Genomic DNA, 15,851 nt, shown 5'->3' on the forward strand with positions numbered 1-15,851 from the left:
ATCGGACGATCCGACCCGCTTACGCGGTCGGACCGCCGAAGATGTCGATACGGTCGCCCTCGGCGAGGGTCACGATCGCGCGCTTGCTGCCGGCACGCTGACCGAAACCGGTCTTGGTGCGCTTGCGCTTGCCCTGACGGTTGATCGTGTTGACCCCGGTGACCTTGACGTCGAAGACCGCCTGGACGGCCTGCTTGATCTGGGTCTTGTTGGCGTTCGGGTCGACGATGAACGTGTACTTGTTCTCGTCGAGGAGCGCGTAGCTCTTCTCGGAGACGACCGGCTTGAGCAGGACGTCACGGGGGTCCGTGTACGACTTGCTCAGCGGGGTCTCGACGGTGTTCTTGCCCTCGGTGGCGTGGCGACGCGCCTTGGCGACGCGCGCGGCCTTGGCGGCCTTGGCGGCCTTCGAGGCGATAGCGGGGTGACGGATGGCCATCAGACCTCGCTCCCTTCGGTGTCGTTGGCCTTCGGGCCGGCGACGAAGGACTCGAAAGCGGCCTGGGTGAAGACCACGTCGTCCGAGACGAGAACGTCGTACGTGTTCAGCTGGCCCGGCTCCAGGATGTGGACCTGGGGCAGGTTGCGGGCGGACAGCCACGCGGCCTCGTCGGCGCGCTCGACGACCAGGAGCAGGTTCTTGCGCTCGCTGATCTTGCCGAACAGGCTCTTGGCGGCCTTGGTGCTGGGGTTCTCGCCCTCGACCACGCCGGAGACGACGTGGATGCGGTTGTGGCGCGCCCGGTCGGTGAGGGCACCGCGCAGGGCGGCGGCCTTCATCTTCTTCGGGGTGCGCTGCGAGTAGTCGCGCGGCTGGGGGCCGTGCACGACGCCACCGCCGGCGAACTGCGGCGCGCGGGTCGAACCCTGGCGGGCGCGACCGGTGCCCTTCTGGCGGTACGGCTTCTTGCCACCGCCGCGGACCTCGCCACGCGTCTTGGTCTTGTGGGTGCCCTGGCGGGCAGCGGCCAGCTGTGCGACGACGACCTGGTGGATCAGCGGAACGCTGACCTTGGCGTCGAAGATCTCCGCGGGGAGCTCGACGGAACCGGCCTTGTCGCCCGCCGGCGAAAGGATGTCAACAGTGCTCATCGGTTACCTCAGGCCCCCTTGGCCGCGGTGCGGACCAGGACGAGGCCGCCGTTCGGACCGGGAACCGCGCCCTTGATGAGCAGCAGACCCTTCTCCGCGTCAACGGCGTGGACGGTCAGGTTCTGGGTGGTGACCCGCTCGTTGCCCATGCGACCCGCCATGCGGAGGCCCTTGAACACGCGGCCCGGGGTGGCGCAGCCACCGATGGAACCGGGCGAGCGGTGCTTGCGCTGGGTGCCGTGTCCGGCGCCGAGGCCCTTGAAGTTGTGACGCTTCATGACACCGGCGAAGCCCTTGCCCTTGCTCTTGCCGGTCACGTCGACCTTGATGCCGGCCTCGAACACCTCGGCGGTGATCTCCTGGCCGAGGGTGTACTCGCTGGCGTCAGCGGTACGGATCTCGACGAGGTGGCGGCGGGGAGTGACGTCGGCCTTGGCGAAGTGGCCCTTGAGGGGCTTGTTCACCTTGCGCGGGTCGATCTCGCCGAACGCGATCTGGACGGACTCGTAGCCGTCGACGTCGTTCGTGCGGACCTGGGTGACGACGTTGGGGCCGGCCTTGACGACGGTGACCGGAACAACGCGGTTGTTCTCGTCCCACACCTGCGTCATGCCGAGCTTCTCGCCCAGGATGCCCTTGATCTGCTTAGCCATTCTCAGATCACCGGCCTCAGAGCTTGATCTCGATGTCGACACCGGCCGGGAGGTCGAGTCGCATCAGAGAGTCAACGGTCTTGGGGGTCGGGTCGAGGATGTCGATCAGGCGCTTGTGCGTGCGCATCTCGAAGTGCTCGCGCGAGTCCTTGTACTTGTGCGGCGACTTGATGACGCAGTACACGTTCTTCTCAGTGGGCAGCGGCACCGGGCCCGCGACCGACGCACCAGTGCGGGTCACCGTCTCGACGATCTTCTTCGCCGAGGAGTCGATGACCTCGTGGTCGTAGGCCTTGAGCCGGATGCGGATCTTCTGTCCCGCCATGGCTACTCAGTAGTCCTGTCTCTCTTACGCTCTGGAACCCGGCGGATTCCTTCTGCTGCCTTCGTTTCTCCGACCCACGCGGTCGGGCGTGTCGCGCTTCCGCTGACACAGATGCCCCTTGTTCGAACATCCCTGCGGGATCACGACGGCCCTTCCGGAACCGCGGACCGGGGACCTCGGGCCCACCGGGCGCCTGGCCGGTGCCGCGCCCACACTTCCCGGAAGATTCCCGTACGTCCGCCCCAGCGCTGCCATCAGGCAGTTAGGGCGACGAGTACTGTGGGACTCGCTTCCGGTCCTCCCGGCGGGAGGCGCGCAGCATCAACACTCGACCGAGCAACTCGGACAGTCTGCCACAGGGGACGGGGCCTTCGCCAATCGAGCCGAAGAGATTACCCCGAAGGTGATGTAGGTCAAACCGTGAGCGCGCCGCGCGGTCGGCTGAGTCTTCACCGAAGGCGGCTGCGGGACCGGCCCCGCGGCCACTGCCCGGCCCGCTTGCTCTCCAGCGGCCCCGGGTACGTCGGCTCCAGCCCGCCCGTGTCGATCACCAGCCGCTGGAGCACCGCTGTCGGGTCCACCCTCCAGAACTTCAGCCGGTGGACCCCGGCCCGGGTCACCCGGTGCCGCGTCGCCGTGCGGTTGACGTTGTCGGAGGCGCTGCGGGCCCCGACCGCGTTGAGCAAGCCGTCGTCCGCGCCCACGTCGATGTCGACCGTCCGGATGTCGCCCTCGTCGAGGGACACCCCGTACTGGAGGCCTCCCGTCGGCAGCGCCGGGTTCCGCGGGGACAGGTAGGCCCACACCGTCACCTCGTCCGGTCCCGTCCCCGACCCCGCCGACAGCAGGCTCACCTCGTACTCCAGCCGCGGCGAGGATCCCCCGGGCACCCTGCGCGCTCCCGTCACCGGCCACGGCGTCATCCCCGCCCCCGTGCGGCCGATCCCCTCCAGCCGCCGCCACGCCCCCACCGCGCGGTCGTAGTGCTCCGCGTCGATCGCCACGTAGCCGCCCGCCTCGACGAAGCCGCGCAGGCCCCGGCGGGGAGGGTTGTCCGTGACGCAGGTGACGGTCACCGGGCTTCCCGAGCCGGTCACCGTCAGCGAGGCCTCCGACCGGCCGCGCGGAGCCCTCGGCCAGTCCACGCCCACCTCCACCCCGAGTGTGGTCAGCGGCATGCCGAATGCTGGGGTGAGTGGCGCGGGGGGACAACGGGTCGTGCGCGGCGAATGGTTTCGAAGGGCCGGCGGACACCGGCGGAACGGCGAAGAGGCCCGTACGACCGAAGTCGTACGGGCCTCTCCAGAGCTACCGGGCAGAGACCTGCCGGGTCAGTTCAAGATCACTTGTTGATCTTGGTGACCTGGCCGGCGCCCACCGTCCGGCCACCCTCACGGATGGCGAACTTCAGGCCCTCTTCCATGGCGACGGGCTGGATGAGCTCCACCTTCATCTCGGTGTTGTCACCCGGCATGACCATCTCGGTGCCCTCGGGGAGGGTCACGACGCCGGTCACGTCCGTCGTACGGAAGTAGAACTGCGGACGGTAGTTGTTGAAGAACGGCGTGTGGCGGCCACCCTCGTCCTTGGAGAGGATGTAGGCCTGGGCCTCGAACTCGGTGTGCGGGGTGACCGAGCCCGGCTTGATGATGACCTGGCCGCGCTCGACGTCCTCGCGCTTGATGCCGCGGAGCAGCAGACCGACGTTCTCACCGGCCTGGCCCTCGTCGAGCAGCTTGCGGAACATCTCGATGCCGGTGACCGTGGTGGTGGTCTTCTCGGTCTTGATGCCGATGATGTCGACGGTCTCGTTGACCTTGAGGACACCACGCTCGATACGGCCGGTGACGACCGTACCGCGACCGGTGATCGTGAAGACGTCCTCGATCGGCATCAGGAACGGCTTGTCGACGTCGCGCTCCGGCTCCGGGATCGCGGTGTCGACGGCGTTCATGAGGTCCAGGACGGACTGCGTCCACTCCTTGTCGCCCTCGAGCGCCTTCAGAGCGGAGACACGGACGACCGGCAGGTCGTCGCCCGGGAACTCGTACTCGGAGAGGAGCTCACGGACCTCGAGCTCGACGAGCTCCATGATCTCCTCGTCGTCCACCATGTCGGCCTTGTTCAGGGCGACGACGATGTACGGAACGCCGACCTGGCGGGCCAGGAGCACGTGCTCCTTGGTCTGCGGCATCGGGCCGTCGGTCGCGGCGACCACCAGGATCGCGCCGTCCATCTGGGCGGCACCGGTGATCATGTTCTTGATGTAGTCCGCGTGACCCGGGCAGTCGACGTGGGCGTAGTGACGCGCCTCGGTCTGGTACTCGACGTGCGCGATGGAGATGGTGATACCGCGCTGGCGCTCCTCGGGCGCCTTGTCGATGTTGTCGAACGGGGTGGCCTCGTTCAGCTCCGGGTACGCGTCGTGCAGCACCTTGGTAATGGCGGCCGTGAGGGTCGTCTTACCGTGGTCGATGTGACCGATGGTGCCGATGTTGACGTGCGGCTTAGTCCGCTCGAACTTCGCCTTCGCCACTGGGGTCCTCCTGTGGAGTGGTTCTGTACGCCTTACTTCATCGGCGCCAGGTGATCTTTGCTGGATGTCCCGGATCCCCGGGGCACTCCTTCCGCGATTGCGGTGGAATGCCCCGCGAGGCTCCGGAGTCAAGCCTACGGCGTGTAAACGGAGAGTGTTACTCGCCCTTGGCCTTCGCGATGATCTCCTCGGCGACGTTCCGCGGAACCTCGGCGTAGGAGTCGAACTGCATCGAGTAGCTTGCGCGACCCGACGTCTTGCTGCGGAGGTCGCCGACGTAGCCGAACATCTCCGACAGGGGCACGAGGCCCTTGACGACGCGGGCACCGGCCCGCTCCTCCATGGCCTGGATCTGGCCACGGCGGGAGTTGATGTCGCCGATGACCTCACCCATGTAGTCCTCGGGCGTGGTGACCTCGACGGCCATCATCGGCTCGAGCAGCACGGGGCTGGCCTTGCGCGCGGCCTCCTTGAAGGCCTGCGAACCGGCGATCTTGAAGGCGAGCTCGGAGGAGTCGACCTCGTGGTAGGCGCCGTCGTGCAGGATCACGCGGACACCGGTCATCTCGTAACCGGCGAGGATGCCGAACTGCATGGCCTCCTGCGCACCGGCGTCGACCGAAGGGATGTACTCCTTCGGGATGCGACCACCGGTCACCTTGTTCACGAACTCGTACGACGTGTCGCCGCCCTCGAGCGGCTCGATGCCGATCTGCACCTTCGCGAACTGGCCGGTACCACCGGTCTGCTTCTTGTGCGTGTAGTCGACGCGCTCGACGGCCTTGCGGATCGTCTCGCGGTAGGCGACCTGCGGCTTGCCGACGTTGGCCTCGACCTTGAACTCACGGCGCATACGGTCGACCAGCACCTCGAGGTGCAGCTCGCCCATGCCGCCGATGATGGTCTGGCCGGTCTCCTCGTCCGAGTGGACCTGGAAGGACGGGTCCTCCTCGGCCAGGCGCTGGATCGCGACGCCCAGCTTCTCCTGGTCGCCCTTCGACTTGGGCTCGATGGCGACCTGGATGACCGGCGCCGGGAAGTCCATGGACTCCAGGATCACCGGGTTCTTGTCGTCGGACAGCGTCTCACCGGTGGTGGTCTGCTTCAGGCCCATGACGGCGACGATGTCACCGGCACCCACCGACTCGATCTCCTCACGCTTGTTGGCGTGCATGCGGTAGATCTTGCCGATGCGCTCCTTCTTGCCCTTGACGGAGTTGAGCACCGAGGTGCCGGACTCCAGGCGGCCCGAGTAGACCCGGACGAAGGTGAGCTTGCCGAGGTGCGGGTCGCTCATGATCTTGAACGCCAGCGCCGAGAGGGGCTCGTCGTCGGACGGCTTGCGCTTGACGACGACCTCGGGGTCCTTGACGTCGTGGCCCTCGATGGCCTCGATGTCGACCGGGGACGGCAGGTAGCGCACGACCGCGTCGAGCAGGGGCTGGACGCCCTTGTTCTTGAACGCGGTGCCGCAGAACACCGGGGTCACGGTGGTGCCGGTGCCCTTGCCGGACGCGATGGTGATACGACGGATCGCGGCGTACAGCTGCTCCTCGGTGGGCTCCTCGCCCTCCAGGTACAGCTCCATCAGCTCTTCGTCGTTCTCGGCCACGGCCTCCAGCAGCTTGCCGCGGTACTCCTCGGCAGCCTCGGTGTGCGTGTCCGGGATGTCGACGACGTCGTACATCTCGCCCTTGGTGGCCTCGGCGGACCACACGAGCGCCTTCATGCGGACCAGGTCCACGACGCCCTTGAAGTCGGCCTCGGCACCGATCGGCAGCTGCATGACGATCGGCTGCGCGCCCAGGCGGTCGCTGATCATGTCGACGCAGCGGTGGAACTCCGCACCGGTGCGGTCGAGCTTGTTGACGAAGCAGATACGCGGAACGCCGTAGCGGTCCGCCTGACGCCACACGGTCTCGGACTGGGGCTCCACGCCGGCGACGCCGTCGAACACCGTCACGGCACCGTCGAGCACGCGCAGGGAGCGCTCCACCTCGACGGTGAAGTCGACGTGGCCCGGGGTGTCGATGATGTTGATGGTGTGGTCGACGTCTTCCAGCGGCCAGTGACAGGTGGTGGCAGCAGAGGTGATCGTGATGCCACGCTCCTGCTCCTGCTCCATCCAGTCCATGGTGGCAGCGCCGTCGTGGACCTCACCGATCTTGTAAGACACACCGGTGTAGAACAGGATCCGCTCGGTGGTGGTCGTCTTGCCCGCGTCGATGTGGGCCATGATGCCGATGTTGCGCACCTTGGCCAGGTCAAGTGAAGTGGTAGCCATGAGGCTTCGGTCTTCTCTCGGTCTCGATGTGGGGAGCGACTACCAGCGGTAGTGCGCGAAGGCCTTGTTGGACTCGGCCATCTTGTGGGTGTCCTCGCGCTTCTTCACAGCGGCACCGAGGCCGTTGGAGGCGTCGAGAAGCTCGTTGAGCAGACGCTCGGTCATGGTCTTCTCGCGACGGGCGCGGGAGTAACCGACGAGCCAGCGCAGCGCGAGCGTGTTGGCGCGACCGGGCTTGACCTCGATCGGAACCTGGTACGTCGCACCACCGACACGGCGGGACTTGACCTCGAGGGTCGGCTTGATGTTCTCCAGCGCGCGCTTCAGCGTGATGACCGGGTCGTTGCTGGTCTTCTCGCGCAGGCCCTCCATGGCGCCGTACACGATGCGCTCTGCGGTGGAGCGCTTGCCGTTCAGCAGCACCTTGTTGATGAGGGAGGTCACCAGAGGAGAACCGTAGACCGGGTCGATGATGACCGGGCGCTTCGGGGCGGGGCCCTTACGAGGCATTCTTACTTCTCCTTCTTGGCGCCGTAGCGGCTGCGGGCCTGCTTGCGGTTCTTGACACCCTGGGTGTCGAGCGAACCGCGGATGATCTTGTAGCGAACACCGGGCAGGTCCTTCACACGGCCGCCGCGCACGAGCACGATGGAGTGCTCCTGCAGGTTGTGTCCCTCACCCGGAATGTAAGCGGTGACCTCGATCCCGCTGGTCAGACGCACACGCGCGACCTTACGCAGGGCCGAGTTCGGCTTCTTCGGGGTGGTCGTGAACACGCGCGTGCAGACGCCACGACGCTGAGGGGAACCCTCGAGTGCGGGCGTCTTGTTCTTCTCGACCTTGTCCTGCCGGCCCTTGCGGACCAGCTGCTGGATCGTAGGCACTACTTCTCCGGTTTCTGTGTGCCGATAGGTAAAGCTAACCTGGAACTTCGCCGACCCACGCGGTCGGGTGTGTCGAATCCGGCAGACTCCCGCCGCGAGGCGAAAAGGGCGCAGATTACGGTGGCCGATGACGGCTCGCTATGCGGTGTGAAGGCACGCACGAGAGCCAGGGCACACCCCAGGCACAAGGTCTGAGCGTACCTACCGCACGGACTTCGGTCAAAACAAATGGAGTGCGCCTCGACACGCCCGGTTTCCCGTCCACCCTGCCACGATTCACCCGGATTGTCCGCACCGCGGGAATGATCTTCGGTCAATGGCCGGTTCGCGCTCTTCCACGCTCCGCGTCCGCACGCTTTCTGTACGTTGATCCGTCCACTGCGGGTATTCGGGGGGCCGAACATGACGACGTGGACGCCGGCGTACTCACCGGACGACGGAGGTCTGGACGACCGCGTGCCGTTCCTCGCCCGGCTGGAGAGCGAGGACCGCTCGGGCCTGCTCGGCCTCGGCCACACCATGGACTTCACTCCCCGCACCGTCCTGATCCGGCAGCACGAGCCGTCATCGCACGTGCTGTTCCTGGTCACCGGCTGGACGAAGGTGACCGCGTCGGCGGCCAACGGCTACGAAGCCCTGCTGGCCCTGCGCGGTCCCGGTGACATCGTCGGCGAGTCGGCCGCGCTGACCGGGCGGTCCCGGTCGGCCACGGTCACCGCGCTGGAGCGGGTGCGGGCGGTGGCGGTGGACCGCGAACGCTTCCGGGAGTTCCTGGGCCACTCCCCCGCCGTCTCCTTCGCGCTGCTCGGCCTCACCGCGGACCGCACCCGCGCGGCCGACCGGCGCCGGCTGGAGTTCGCGTCGCTGAGCGTGCGGGAGCGGTTCGCGATCCTGCTCCTCGACCTGGCCCGCACCCACGGCCGCCGGACGTCGGCGGGCATCGAGCTGGCCGTACCGCTGAGCAAGCAGGAACTCGCCGGTTCGGTGGGCGCCTCCCGGGAGATGGTGCAGCGCCTGCTGAAGGAACTGCGCGACAAGGACGCCGTCGCCACGGGCCGCCGCACGATGCTGATCATGCGCCCCGACATCCTGCGCCGCATCGCGGCGACGGACCCGGCGGCGGGCATCCCGTCACCACCGGGTCCCAGGGAACCCTGACGCGCCGGTCGCGGAGTCACGTCCGTCACATCGGTCACAGCAGCCACACCCGCCCCGGTAACGCCTTCTGTGTACCCCGTCACACTCCGAGTGGGTCATCCGCCCTCACGGGGGTCTCCCTTCGGCCAGCAGGCTTCTGCCCTGCCCGGCCGACCCTCGAGAGGCGACGATGACCGACCCCGTGATCCGGACGATCCTGCTGCTGGACATCGAGAGGTTCAGTGACCGGGACGACGTGGAGCAGGCTTATCTGCGGCGGATGCTCTACGACATCACCGACCGCACGCTGCAGAGCGCGGGCATCGACGAGACCCGGCGGCTGCGGGCCGACCGCGGCGACTCGGTGATGGAGCTGATCGACGCGGGCGCCCCGGTGACCGCACTGCTGCGGGCCCTGCTCACCGAGGTGCCGGCCCAGCTGCGGACGGTCAACCGCATGGCGTCCCGCTCCGCGCAGATCCGGCTGCGCGGCGTCCTGGGCACCGGCTGGGTGGCCGTCGACGCACACGACGGCTGGGTCGGCTCCGACCTCAACCACGCCTGCCGCCTTCTGGACGCCGACGTGCTGCGCGCCGCCCTGCGCGAGCGCGCCGGCGACTTCGCCCTGTGCGTCTCGAACGCGCTGTACGAGGGCGTCGTCCGCCACGACCACCCCGGCATCCCGGCCGCCGACTTCCACGAGGTGATCGTGACCAGCAAGAACGGCCCGTTGACGGCCTGGTTGCACGGCCCGGTCCCGGGCGCCGGCCGAAAGGCCGGGGACCCGGCCGGCACGCCGCACACTGCGGACGCTGAGCACACTGCGAACGCTGACAGGTCGAACACTGAGCACAAGTCGAACACTGAGCACACGACGAACGTGACGGACCTGACGGACCACCGTGGTACGGGGGAGGGGGAGGCGCCGGGCGGATCGGGGGACCGCCCGGCGCCGCGGGTGCCCCTGCAGGGCGGGCCCCCCGAGGACCGCCCGGCGCCGGAAGGACACCGGGGAGCCCCGGCGCCGGGTGCCGTCTTCCACTTCACCGGCGGCGCGCCCTCCTTCGGCGGCAGCCTGGTCGCGGGCGACCAGCACGGCGTCAGCGGCGGCAGCGTCACCGGCGACGTCAGCCTGGGCGGCCGCGAGCGGGGTGAGAGCGCTTGAACGGCCCCGAGCAGCCGGAGAGCGGCAGACCGGCCGGCCCGGCTCCCGGCGCGGCCGCTCCCGAGACCGGTGAGTCGCCCGCCCCCGAGGAGGAGCGGCCGCGCCCCGCCGAGGCCGACGAGGAGCGTGACCAGCCGCAGGACGCCTGGGCCGCCCGGCGTGACCTGATCGACCACAGCCCGCGCACGATGAAAGTCGGCGACCGGTCCCGCTTCGGCGGCGGTCTGGCGGGCGGTGACCAGCACGCCGTGAGCGGCGGCCGGGTCACCGGCGACGTCATCATGGGCAGCAAGACGGAGTACCACTTCGCGATACCCGGCCCCTCCGCGCCCGCCGCCGCGTCCGGCGAGGTGCCGCGGGTCACCCTGGAACGCCTGGCGCGGACCTTCGTCGCCGACGCGGAGGCCATGGCCGGCCTCCTCGAACGGCTGCGCCGCGACCGTGTGCTGGTCCTGTCCGGCGCCCGGTTCACCGGCCGCCGCACCGCCGCCCTGATGCTGCTGCACCGCCTGGGCGCGTCCCCGGTGCGCACCCTGGTCCGCGACACCGACCCGAGCGCCCTCGCCGAACGGTTCACCGCGGAGGAACCGGCCCGCGGCTACGTCCTGTGCGACCTCGCCACCCGCCGCGACCGCCCGCTGCGCGAGCCGCACCTGCTCGCCGCCCGGGACCGCCTCGCCGAGCGGGACGCCTACCTGGTCGTCACCCTCGGCCCGAGCGCCGTACTGGAGGACGTGACGGCCGTCGAGTGGCGGCCGCCCGCCACCGGCGAGGTCCTCGCCGCGCACCTGCGCACCCGGACCGACGAGGTGACCGCCGAGAAGCTGCTCGGGCTGACGGCCGTGACCGAGTTCCTGGAGCGCGGACACCAGCTGCGCGAGGTCACCGCCTTCGCCCAGGTCCTCGCCCAGTACGCGGCCGGGGAGAAGTCCGAACGGGCCGTCGCCGACTTCTCGCTGGTCTCGCTGGAGAACCAGGTCCAGGAGTGGTTCGAGGAGGACGAGAGCGCGGTCCACCTGCGGGACAAGGCGTTCCTCGTCGCCCTGGCCGCCTTCGACGGCGGTCCCTACGCGCTCACCGCCGAACTGAGCGACCTGCTCTACCGCTTCCTCCAGGAGACCGAGAACCCGTCCCGGGTCCCGGAGGTCCCCGTCTTCGGCACGCACGTCGGCAAGCGGCTGCAACTCGCCCGCGCACGCACGTACGAGGAGGACGAACACACCGAGTGGGGTCCGGTGACCCAGCAGAAGGCCGCGTTCCGCGACGAACGGGCCTCCCTCGTCCTGCTGCGCGAGGTGTGGACCGGCCACCCCTCCGCCCGGCCCGCCCTCATCCACTGGCTGCGCCGGCTCGCCGACGACGGCCGCCCGCTGGTGCGCACCCGCGCCGCCTCCACCGTCGCCGTCCTCGCCCGCACCGACCTGCCCTCGGCGATGGCCCTGGTCATCGAAGCGTGGGCGACCTCCAAAAGGTTCCGGCAGCGGCTCGTCGCGGTCAACGCGCTCACCCTCGCCCACCTCATCGACACACCCAACATCCCGCGCATCCTCGACGCCTGGTGCGAGGGCGACGACGCGCGGCTGCGCTGGGTGGCGGTGCGGTCGTACGGGCTCATCGGCCCGGAGCGTCCGGAACAGGCGCTGGCGGCGCTGCGCGGCGCGGTACGGCGGCTGTACGAGGACGGCCCCGGTGACCTCGACGATGCGATGGCCCGGGAACTGGCCGAGGCAGTGGAGCTGTTGCTGCTGTCCCCGGCGAGCGAGCGCGTCCTCACCGAACTGCGCGGCCACCTCGACGACGACCGTGCGGTGCGCGACCTCACCCTCGCCGGTTTCGTCGGCGCCTGCCGCCGCAAGGAGGACGACGAACGCTACGGCACCCCGCTGGTCCTCGCCTGGTACGCCCGCGCGGCGACCGCCGGGGACACCCCGGCGCGGGACCTCCCGTACCTGTGGCGCGGCGCGCTGGCCGACCCGGGCTCCACCCGGCCGGCGCTCGACGTGCTGCGCGAGTGGGTGCTGATCGCCGACCGCTCCACCGCCGCCGAGTGGGCGCTGGCCGCCCTGCTGCCCACGCTCGTCACCACGCCCGCCGAGCACCAGCGGCTGAGCCATCTGCTGCGCACCATGCCCGGCGAGGACGGCAAACCCCCGCCCTCGGTGGCGGCCCGCCTGCTCACCACGCTTCCCACCCGCTGACCCACCTCGCCACCACGCCCGCGCCCGGCCGCGGGCCGCACCAGGAGATCCGCCCATGCCCACCTTCCGCCAGCCCGAGTGGCAGCAGCAGGCCGACCGGCACTCGCACCTGGTCGACCCGGTGCTGACCGTGCGCCAGCTGTCCCGCTTCGACTTCAACCTCAAGTCGTACGTCCGTATCGACAACGCCCTGGTCTTCTCCACCGCCCAGGGCCAGTACAAGGCGTACCTGCCGCCGCAGCGGCCGACACGGCCCGAGATCGTGGCGAACCACTACACGGCCGTGTACGAGGTCGACATGGGTGTGCACCGGCACACCTCCGACCTGCTGCTGCCCAGCGACAACGACGCGCTCGAGTTCACGGCCGCGGTCGACCTGGACTGGCAGGTGCTGGACCCGGCCCGGTTCGTGGCCACCGGGCACCGGGACGTGCCCGCGCTGCTGCTGGGCGAACTCCAGCAGACGGCGCGACCGGTGACCCGACGGTTCGCCGTGACCGACAGCGCGGCGGCGGAGGCCGAACTGCTGGAGCGGATGCGGCTGCTGGGCCCGCTCGGCGCCACCGCCGGTCTCCAGGTCACCTGGACGCTGCGGGTCCGCCGGGACCAGGCCAACATCGAACACGAGCTGCGCAAACAGGCCATCGGGCACTCCGCCGAGGAGCAGATCCTCGCGGCCCGGCGGGGCATGGACATCGACGTGGCGGTCGACCTGCGGGGCCGGCAGCAGGACGCGCTGCAGATCGAGCGGGCCATGGCCTACGGCCACCAGCAGCAGGCCTACCTCCTCCAGCAGCAGCAATGGCAGCACCAGCAGGCGCTGCTGGCGGGACAGCAGCAGTTCGAGCTCCAGCGTCTGGAGGCCGAGAAGATCAACTTCTACCAGTACCACCTCCAGCAGGGCGGTGTGCACGCCTGGGCGTTGCACCTGGCCCAGCACCCCGAGGACTCCCGGCTCGTCATGAACAGCATGCGTGAGGACCAGCTCCGCATGATCCAGGCGCAGATGGAGCTGGTGAAGCAGCTGCTGAACGGTGACGCGGCGGAGAACTGGGAGCTGGAGGGGCCCAAGCAGCTGGCCCTGCGGACGGTCAACGACATCCTCAACCAGCGCCTGCCGGGGGTGCCGCAGACGGCTCCGCCGCTGGCGCCGGGCGAGGGTCCGGTCCACCCCGGGGCCCCCGAGGAGACGGGGCAGCAGCACGCGGCGCCGGGGACGCCCGACGCGGCCGGCTTCCCGGGCCCGTACGGGATGCCCGCCGCGCCGGCCGTCCCGGGGCCGTACGGGATGCCCGCCGCGCCACCCGTCATGCCGCCCGTCACCGGCCCCTACGGCGCTCCCGCCATGCCGACCGTCCCGGGCCCGTACGGGATGCCCGGTCCGGGCACCTCCCCCGTGCCCCCGCCCCCGGCCGCGGCCCCGTCTCCTCCGTCCTCGCCGATCGCACCGCCCGTCGCACCACCGGCCGCGCCCGCCGCACCACCGGCCAGGCCGTCACCGGATCCTCAGCCCCCCACCGCGCCGTCACCGGATCCTCAGCCCCCCACGGTCGTCACCCCCATGGCCGCCCCGGCCGCCGTGCCCGCTCCCCCGCCCGAGTCGGCCGCCTGGCAGCCGCCGCCCGGATACGGGAGCGCTCCGACCCGGCCCGACCGGGCCGCGGAGGGCGGCGGCTCATGACCGGCCCCGCCCCCGGCCCCACGCCGACCGTGCCGCCGTCCGGTCCCCCCTCCCCGGCCGATCTCGTCCCCTTGTGCGAGCGGCTGCTGACCGAGTTGCGCAACGAGGTGGCCCGGGCGGACAGCAAGGCGTCTGTGCTGGTCGCGGCGCTGGGCATGACCGCGGGCGTGTTCAGCGGCCTGCTGGCCGGACGGGACTGGACGCCCTCGGAGCTGTCGAGCCCGGCCACGGCGCTGTGGTGGACCGGCACCCTGGCGCTCGGCCTGTCGCTCTTCGCCCTGCTGCTCGCCGTCCTGCCCCGCTTCCACCCCGGGACGTGGGAGCCGGGCCGGCCCCTGTCGTACTTCGGCGACATCCGGCAGGCCGTCCGGATGGACCTGCTGGAGGCCGCGCTCGCGGACACCCGGCGCGACCCGACGACCGGGCTGACGGCCGCCCTCGCCGAGATGAGCCACATCGCCGCGCGCAAGCACCAGTGGATCCGTACCGGCCTGATCGCCTTCTGCACCGGCACGGTCCTGCTGCCCGCCTCCCTGCTGATCGGCTGACCCGCGCACATCGCACACCGCACACCGCACACCGCTCGAGAAGCACGAACGTAAGGAACGACCATGACCCAGCCGCCGCCGTCCCCGTCGGAGTACCCGGGACACCCGTCCCCGCCGCAGTACCCGCAGGCCGCGCCCCCCTTCCCGCAAGCCGCCGCCCCGCAGTACCCGCAGGCGGCGCCCCAGTACCCGCAGGCGGCCCCGCAGTACCCGCAGGCGGCGCCCGGCGCCCCCATACCGCCCCAGTACCCGCAAGCCGCCGCGTACCCGCAGCCCCCGCAGTACCCGTTCACGCCCCCCGTCGCCCCGCCGACGCCACCGCCGCCTGCCCCGCCGGCCTCGGAGGACCCTTCCCACCCGCACCACATCAGCACCGACGCCCGCCGGGTCCACATCTCCAGCCAGCAGCGCCGCACGGACGCCACGGCGGTCGGTGCCCTGCTGCTCAATCTGCCGAACTTCCTGTGCAGCCTCTGCGTCGTCGGCCTGTTCTCCGCCTTCTTCGGCAAGCTCGCGTTCCTGGTCGTCCTGCTCTGGATCGCCAGCGGCGCGCTCGTCTTCCACCGCCCCACGGAAAGCGCACTCGCGCGCCGTCTGCTCCGTTTGCGCTACCCCACTCCACAAGAACGAGCCAAACTCGAACCGGTCTGGCGGGAAGTCACGGCTCGCGCCGGCGTCGAGGGCCGCACGTACGAGCTCTGGGTCGAGGACAGCGACGCCCTGAACGCGGTCGCCGCGGCCGGCCACATCGTCGGCGTCACCCGGTTCGCCGTGAACAACCTCCCCAACGGCGAACTCGCCGCCGTCCTGGCGCACGAGCTCGGCCACCACGTCGGCGGCCACGCCTGGGCCGGGCTGCTCGGCTACTGGTACGCGCTGCCCGGCCGCATGGCCTGGCGGGTCCTGAAGGCCGTGTCCACCATCGCCTTCCACGTCTCCAAGGCCTTCGGCTGCTTCGGTGTCGCCTTCGTCCTCCTGGGCGTCGGCGGCCTCGCCATGGCGACCATCAGCACGCTCTACGGCCTCCCGCTGCTGATCCTCGGCGTGCCGTACGCCCTCGCCGCCGTCGGCCGCCGCTCCGAGTTGCGCGCCGACGAGCACGCGGCCGCGCTCGGCTTCGCGCCCATGCTGGTCGGCGTACTGCACAAGCTCCACCAGCAGGAGGAGCAGGAGAAGGCCCGGGTCACCGCGCTCAACGGCGGCGTCCCCGTCGAGGAGAGCTCCCTGGCCAAGCTGCTGTCCTCGCACCCGGACCACCACACGCGACTGCACCACCTCCAGCCGTACCTCCAGCAGTACGGCTGACACCCCCGCGCACACCGGAGTCACGCACACCGAAGCCACGCAC

General features: G+C 70.2%; 14 protein-coding genes and 1 pseudogene. 6 read left to right on the plus strand and 9 right to left on the minus strand.

What is annotated here, in order from left to right; all coding sequences use genetic code 11:
• Positions 1 to 19 precede the first annotated feature (19 nt).
• The 9 genes and pseudogenes from rplW to rpsL form a co-directional block, all read right to left on the minus strand.
• Entirely contained in the window at positions 20 to 439 is a 420-nt protein-coding gene (rplW, locus tag ABZX30_RS22695; protein WP_030601206.1) for a 50S ribosomal protein L23, read from the minus strand.
• Positions 439 to 1,092 carry a 50S ribosomal protein L4 gene (gene rplD / locus ABZX30_RS22700; RefSeq protein ID WP_061920726.1) on the minus strand — a complete coding sequence of 218 codons (654 nt, stop codon included), beginning with the start codon at positions 1,090 to 1,092 and terminating at the stop codon, positions 439 to 441. Before rplD ends, rplW begins: the two co-directional genes overlap by 1 nt.
• A gap of 8 nt (positions 1,093 to 1,100) precedes the next feature.
• Entirely contained in the window at positions 1,101 to 1,745 is a 645-nt protein-coding gene (gene rplC, locus ABZX30_RS22705; protein WP_020135811.1) for a 50S ribosomal protein L3, read from the minus strand.
• A gap of 16 nt (positions 1,746 to 1,761) precedes the next feature.
• The gene (rpsJ, locus tag ABZX30_RS22710; protein WP_003948644.1) at positions 1,762 to 2,070 is read right to left on the minus strand and encodes a 30S ribosomal protein S10; all 309 of its coding nucleotides are present in this window, start codon (positions 2,068 to 2,070) and stop codon (positions 1,762 to 1,764) included.
• 449 nt (positions 2,071 to 2,519) lie between these two features.
• A pseudogene (locus ABZX30_RS22715) lies at positions 2,520 to 3,233 on the minus strand (glycosyl hydrolase); the annotation flags it as partial.
• Between the two features lie 179 nt (positions 3,234 to 3,412).
• Entirely contained in the window at positions 3,413 to 4,606 is a 1,194-nt protein-coding gene (gene tuf / locus ABZX30_RS22720; RefSeq protein WP_355936100.1) for an elongation factor Tu, read from the minus strand.
• A gap of 157 nt (positions 4,607 to 4,763) precedes the next feature.
• Positions 4,764 to 6,890 carry an elongation factor G gene (gene fusA / locus ABZX30_RS22725; protein ID WP_355936102.1) on the minus strand — a complete coding sequence of 709 codons (2,127 nt, stop codon included), beginning with the start codon at positions 6,888 to 6,890 and terminating at the stop codon, positions 4,764 to 4,766.
• Positions 6,891 to 6,929: 39 nt separating this feature from the next.
• A complete protein-coding gene (rpsG, locus tag ABZX30_RS22730; RefSeq protein WP_005481264.1) occupies positions 6,930 to 7,400 on the minus strand; it encodes a 30S ribosomal protein S7 in 471 nt (156 codons plus the stop codon).
• Between the two features lie 2 nt (positions 7,401 to 7,402).
• A complete protein-coding gene (gene rpsL / locus ABZX30_RS22735; RefSeq protein WP_003948652.1) occupies positions 7,403 to 7,774 on the minus strand; it encodes a 30S ribosomal protein S12 in 372 nt (123 codons plus the stop codon).
• 402 nt (positions 7,775 to 8,176) lie between these two features.
• Here rpsL and ABZX30_RS22740 point away from each other — a divergent pair, with 402 nt between their 5' ends.
• From ABZX30_RS22740 to ABZX30_RS22765, 6 genes are all read left to right on the plus strand, one after another.
• Complete coding sequence (locus ABZX30_RS22740; protein WP_355936105.1) at positions 8,177 to 8,932, plus strand: Crp/Fnr family transcriptional regulator; 756 nt, start codon at positions 8,177 to 8,179, stop codon at positions 8,930 to 8,932.
• 169 nt (positions 8,933 to 9,101) lie between these two features.
• The gene (locus tag ABZX30_RS22745; RefSeq protein WP_355936107.1) at positions 9,102 to 10,076 is read left to right on the plus strand and encodes a hypothetical protein; all 975 of its coding nucleotides are present in this window, start codon (positions 9,102 to 9,104) and stop codon (positions 10,074 to 10,076) included.
• Positions 10,073 to 12,274, plus strand: a complete 2,202-nt coding sequence (locus tag ABZX30_RS22750; RefSeq protein ID WP_355936110.1) for a hypothetical protein — start codon at positions 10,073 to 10,075, stop codon at positions 12,272 to 12,274. The genes ABZX30_RS22745 and ABZX30_RS22750 overlap by 4 nt, the downstream gene beginning before the upstream one ends.
• A gap of 55 nt (positions 12,275 to 12,329) precedes the next feature.
• Entirely contained in the window at positions 12,330 to 13,955 is a 1,626-nt protein-coding gene (locus tag ABZX30_RS22755) for a hypothetical protein (RefSeq protein ID WP_355936112.1), read from the plus strand.
• Positions 13,952 to 14,503, plus strand: a complete 552-nt coding sequence (locus ABZX30_RS22760) for a Pycsar system effector family protein (RefSeq protein WP_355936114.1) — start codon at positions 13,952 to 13,954, stop codon at positions 14,501 to 14,503. Before ABZX30_RS22755 ends, ABZX30_RS22760 begins: the two co-directional genes overlap by 4 nt.
• 63 nt (positions 14,504 to 14,566) lie before the next feature.
• Positions 14,567 to 15,808, plus strand: a complete 1,242-nt coding sequence (locus ABZX30_RS22765) for a M48 family metalloprotease (RefSeq protein WP_355936117.1) — start codon at positions 14,567 to 14,569, stop codon at positions 15,806 to 15,808.
• Positions 15,809 to 15,851: the final 43 nt, after the last annotated feature.

The sequence above is a fragment of the Streptomyces sp. NPDC004542 genome, assembly GCF_040610035.1.
Lineage (GTDB): Bacteria > Actinomycetota > Actinomycetes > Streptomycetales > Streptomycetaceae > Streptomyces.

What these genes read in the sequence shown, in the direction of transcription:
- rplW (WP_030601206.1), bottom strand. Translation starts at nt 439, where the DNA reads ATGGCCATCCGTCACCCCGCTATCGCCTCGAAGGCCGCCAAGGCCGCC.
- rplD (WP_061920726.1), bottom strand. Translation starts at nt 1,092, where the DNA reads ATGAGCACTGTTGACATCCTTTCGCCGGCGGGCGACAAGGCCGGTTCC.
- rplC (WP_020135811.1), bottom strand. Translation starts at nt 1,745, where the DNA reads ATGGCTAAGCAGATCAAGGGCATCCTGGGCGAGAAGCTCGGCATGACG.
- rpsJ (WP_003948644.1), bottom strand. Translation starts at nt 2,070, where the DNA reads ATGGCGGGACAGAAGATCCGCATCCGGCTCAAGGCCTACGACCACGAG.
- fusA (WP_355936102.1), bottom strand. Translation starts at nt 6,890, where the DNA reads ATGGCTACCACTTCACTTGACCTGGCCAAGGTGCGCAACATCGGCATC.
- rpsG (WP_005481264.1), bottom strand. Translation starts at nt 7,400, where the DNA reads ATGCCTCGTAAGGGCCCCGCCCCGAAGCGCCCGGTCATCATCGACCCG.
- ABZX30_RS22740 (WP_355936105.1), top strand. Translation starts at nt 8,177, where the DNA reads ATGACGACGTGGACGCCGGCGTACTCACCGGACGACGGAGGTCTGGAC.
- ABZX30_RS22745 (WP_355936107.1), top strand. Translation starts at nt 9,102, where the DNA reads ATGACCGACCCCGTGATCCGGACGATCCTGCTGCTGGACATCGAGAGG.
- ABZX30_RS22755 (WP_355936112.1), top strand. Translation starts at nt 12,330, where the DNA reads ATGCCCACCTTCCGCCAGCCCGAGTGGCAGCAGCAGGCCGACCGGCAC.
- ABZX30_RS22760 (WP_355936114.1), top strand. Translation starts at nt 13,952, where the DNA reads ATGACCGGCCCCGCCCCCGGCCCCACGCCGACCGTGCCGCCGTCCGGT.
- ABZX30_RS22765 (WP_355936117.1), top strand. Translation starts at nt 14,567, where the DNA reads ATGACCCAGCCGCCGCCGTCCCCGTCGGAGTACCCGGGACACCCGTCC.